The sequence below is a fragment of the Mesorhizobium sp. M4B.F.Ca.ET.089.01.1.1 genome (genome assembly GCF_004022605.1).
GTDB classification, from domain to species: Bacteria; Pseudomonadota; Alphaproteobacteria; order Rhizobiales; family Rhizobiaceae; genus Mesorhizobium; species Mesorhizobium abyssinicae.
In genome coordinates, this window is sequence record NZ_RZOS01000482.1 from 1 (window position 1) to 3,975 (window position 3,975).

Annotated in this window: 4 protein-coding genes and 1 pseudogene; 4 read left to right on the forward strand and 1 reads right to left on the reverse strand. The window is 63.1% G+C overall.

Annotated features, from left to right (window positions below; genetic code table 11):
* Together EN780_RS40905 and hspQ are read left to right on the forward strand one after the other, a co-directional pair.
* Window positions 1–165, forward strand: a pseudogene (locus EN780_RS40905) (UbiH/UbiF family hydroxylase); the annotation flags it as partial.
* Window positions 166–387: 222 nt separating this feature from the next.
* On the forward strand, window positions 388–711 hold the full coding sequence (gene hspQ, locus EN780_RS28985) for a heat shock protein HspQ (protein WP_128346819.1): 324 nt from the start codon (window positions 388–390) through the stop codon (window positions 709–711).
* Window positions 712–781: 70 nt separating this feature from the next.
* On the opposite strand, the gene EN780_RS28990 is transcribed toward hspQ, so the two are convergent.
* The gene (locus EN780_RS28990) at window positions 782–1,408 is read right to left on the reverse strand and encodes an invasion associated locus B family protein (RefSeq protein WP_128276001.1); all 627 of its coding nucleotides are present in this window, start codon (window positions 1,406–1,408) and stop codon (window positions 782–784) included.
* Between the two features lie 282 nt (window positions 1,409–1,690).
* Between EN780_RS28990 and EN780_RS28995 the strand changes: the two genes are divergently transcribed.
* Together EN780_RS28995 and EN780_RS29000 are read left to right on the forward strand one after the other, a co-directional pair.
* The gene (locus tag EN780_RS28995; protein ID WP_128276002.1) at window positions 1,691–3,511 is read left to right on the forward strand and encodes an extracellular solute-binding protein; all 1,821 of its coding nucleotides are present in this window, start codon (window positions 1,691–1,693) and stop codon (window positions 3,509–3,511) included.
* Window positions 3,512–3,531: 20 nt separating this feature from the next.
* Window positions 3,532–3,975, forward strand: a 444-nt coding sequence (locus tag EN780_RS29000) for a DsbA family oxidoreductase (protein ID WP_133372755.1), incomplete at its 3' end; no start/stop codon positions are given.

The following is a 3,975-nucleotide window of genomic DNA, read 5'->3' on the forward strand; positions in this document are numbered from 1 at the left end:
TCCCTGCTCTCCGACATGCTGCCGGCGCAGTTGGCGCGCAGCGCCGGCCTCGGCGTGCTCGGCAGCTTCGCGCCGTTGCGCGCCTTTTTCATGCGCGAAGGGCTGAGGCCCGGCAGCGGCTTCCAGGCGCTTGCCGGCGGGTTGCGCAAGCAGTCCCGGCGGTAGGTTCGCCGGACATTTCCGCCGCAGGCCGGAAACCCTCGGCTCCGCCAGCTCGTTGCTTGGCATAGGAGCGGTGCTTTGGCGTTGAATTGACGCGGCGTCTGCGCCAAATAGGCACCAACCGAAAGTCGGGGTCGATTTTTGGCGGCGCAGCGCGTAAATTCAAGATCTTAGGCGCCTTTGCGCGGTCACCGACGGCGCCTTGGAACCTGAGTGGTGAGTGCGATGAAAACGGCCAAATTCTCGATCGGACAAGTGGTTCGCCACCGGCTGTTTCCGTTCCGCGGGGTCATCTTCGACGTCGACCCGCAATTCGCCAACACCGAGGAATGGTACGAGGCGATACCGGCCGACGTGCGGCCGCGCAAGGACCAGCCCTTCTATCACCTTCTCGCAGAGAACTCCGAAACGGAATACATCGCCTATGTCTCCGAGCAGAACCTGCTCGAGGACAAGTCGGGCGAGCCGGTGCGCCATCCGCAGATCGGCGAGATGTTCGACAAGCGGCCGGACGGTCGCTACGAACCGAAACGACAGTCGCGGCATTGAGGCGCAAAAAAAGCGGGGCATGCCCCGCTTTTTTTCGAAGCCGGAAGACTCCCTCAGGAGTCCCCGGCGATCAGTTGGCGGTCTTCGCCTTGTCCTGCTCTTCCTTGAGCTTCTTGGAGAAGGCCTGGTTGTTCTTTGCCACGAAGTCCTTCAGCTTCTTCTGCCGGTCCTCGATGTCCGACTGCTGCAGCGGCGGACCGTCATAGGCGCCGCTGAAGCCGGTCAGCGCGACCTTGATCGGGTTCGGCTGGTTCTGGAAATTGACCGAGGTCAGCGTGATCGCCTGGCCCTTCTTGAACGAGGCGACGAGCTGGTCGGTCAGCGGCACTTCGGCCACGCAGCGGTCGGGGAAGCAGATCACATAGTCGAGCTTCTGCGCCTTGCCGGTGTCGATCTGCAGGCCGATTCCGGGAGGGACCAGACGGCCGGTCGGGACCGTGACCTGGAACACCTTGCGGTTCACCTTGCCCTTCAGCTCGATCAGGCTGATGCCGGTGACGAGCTGGCCGTTGCCGGCGGTGACGATGTTCTGGACATTGCAGATGTCGACATCTTCCTGCTTGGTGCAGGCCTTGAACCAGCCCTGCGGAATCTGCTGCTGCTGCGCGGAGGCAGCCGGAAGTTCTGCGCCCAGAAAGCCGATCACGCCTGCGGCCAGGACCGAAAGGCGGTACGCGTTGCTGTTCAGGCTCGTCATATGGTGTACTTCCTCTCAATGATCCCGGGACCGGCTTCTTCGTGCCGTGTGGTCCTGCTACCTGTTGCCGAAATGAGGCAACAGCATGACTTCGGAGCGCCTGTTACACTGCCAGCGATGGCGAATCCAGCCCGTCGGCCGCAATTCTTGGCGCAGCTCCGCCGGCCGCCCGCGGTCGCCGAGCTCCTGCAGCTCGGTCCCCGTGCCGTAACGATTCAATCGGAGCACGAAATGCTCTAGGGTGCATTCCGAATCATCAAGCCGCCTGGCAAGGAGACGGTCATGGGCCGCGTTCTCGTTTGGCTGATCGCCGCGACCTCGTTTCTGACCCTTGCTGCTGGACCGGCGCTGTCGGAGCCGAAGCATGCCATCGCCATGCAGGGCGAGCCGGCGCTGCCGGCGGACTTTACGCATTTCGACTACGTCAATCCCGATGCGCCGAAAGGCGGCAGCATCACCTATTGCGTCGTCGGCAGCTTCGACAATCTCAACCCGTTCATCCTGAAAAGCCTGCGCACCACGGCACGCGGCATGATGGATACGATCTACGGCAATCTGGTCTTCGAGCCGCTGATGCAGCGCAACTATGACGAGCCCTTCAGCCTCTATGGCCTGCTCGCCGACAGCGCCGACATGGATCCGGAACGCAAGTCGATCGAGTTCCATCTCAATCCCAACGCAAAATGGTCGGACGGCCAGCCGGTGACGCCGGACGACGTGCTGTTCACCTACGACGTGTTCACCGACAAGGGCCGCCCGCCCTACAGCGACCGCATGGCCAAGATCGCCAAGCTGGAAAAGACCGGCGACCGCAGCGTGCGCTTCACCTTCAACGACAAGGCCGACCGCGAGTTTCCGCTGATCGTCGCGCTGACGCCGATCATCCCGAAGCATGCCTTCGACAAGGACAGCTTCGACAAGACGACGCTGAAGCCTGTGACCGGCAGCGGCCCCTACACGGTGGCGCAGGTGGTGCCCGGCCAGCGCATCGTGTTCAAGCGCAATCCCGACTATTGGGCCAAGGATGTCCCTTCGAAGCGCGGCTTCGACAATTTCGACCAGATCACCATCGAGTACTTCCTAAATGCCAACGCCAAGACCGAGGCGTTCAAGAAAGGCATCTGCGCCATCGACGACGAGACCGACCCGGTCAAGCGCGAACGCGATCTCGACTTTCCTGCCTTCCGCAAGGGCGACGTCGTCGCCGAGACCTTCGACACCGGCATTCCGCCCGTCGTGACCGGGTTCCTGTTCAACACCAGGCTGCCGAAGTTCTCCAACCCGGTCGTCCGGCGCGCGCTGGGCATGCTCTACGACTTCGAATGGGCGAACAAGAACCTGTTCGGCGGCAAGTACAGCCGGACCATGAGCTACTGGCAGAATTCCGAGCTTTCCGCGCTCGGCCATCCGGCCGACGACAGGGAAAAGGCGCTGCTGGCGCCCTACCCCGGCCGCGTGCCCGCCAATGTCATGGACGGCAGCTGGCGGCCGCCGGTCACCGACGGCTCGGGCCAGGACCGCAAGGTGCTGAGAGTGGCTTTCGAGCTGCTGAAGAGCGAGGGCTACACGGTCAAGGACGGCGTGATGCACGACCCGCAGGGTAATCCCTTTGGCTTCGAGATCCTGACCGCCTCGCAGGATGAGGAGCGGCTCGCCGCCATTTACCAGCGCACGCTGGAGAAGATCGGCATCGAGATGACCATCCGCAGCCTTGACGGCGACCAGATCCAGTCGCGCAAGCAGCGTTTCGATTTCGAGGTGCTGATCGGCTCCAGCGGCTTCAACAACTCATTGTCGCCGGGCATCGAGCAGATCGGCCGCTGGGGTTCTTCCGCCGCCAGGGCCGAAGGATCGTTCAACCTTGCCGGCGTCGCCGACCCGGCCGTGGACGCGGCGATCGATGCGATGCTGAGGGCGCGTTCCAAGGAAGACTATGTCGCCGCCGTTCGTGTCCTCGACCGGCTGCTGATCTCCGGCAACTATATGGTGCCGATGCAGTACAACGCGCAGCAATGGCTCGCTTACTGGAATTATCTGGAACATCCGCAAAAGACCCCCATATTCGGCTATCAGCTGCCAAGCTGGTGGCGCAAGCCGAACTGAATTGCGGACAGGAGAAGCGGATGAGCGGCGAGAATTCCGTCACGGTGGATGTCGTATCCGATGTCGTCTGCCCGTGGTGCTTTATCGGCCAGAAACGGCTCGACAGGGCGATTGCCGCCGCCGGCGACGTCGAGGTGCATGTCCGCTGGCGGCCGTTCCAGCTCGACCCCACCATCCCGCCCGAAGGCATGGATCGCCGCGACTACATGATCGCCAAGTTCGGCAGCGAGGAGCGCGTTCGCCAGATCCATGCCCGCATCGAGCCGCTGGGCGAGGCTGAAGGGATCCATTTCGCCTTCGACGCCATCAAGGTGGCAGCCAATACGCTCGACGCGCACCGCGTCATCCGCTGGGCGGGCGCCGCCGGCGAGGAGGTGCAGAACCGGCTGGTGCGCCGGCTGTTCCAGCTCAATTTCGAGGAAGGCGCGAATCTCGGCGATCACGCCGTGCTGACGGCAGCCGCC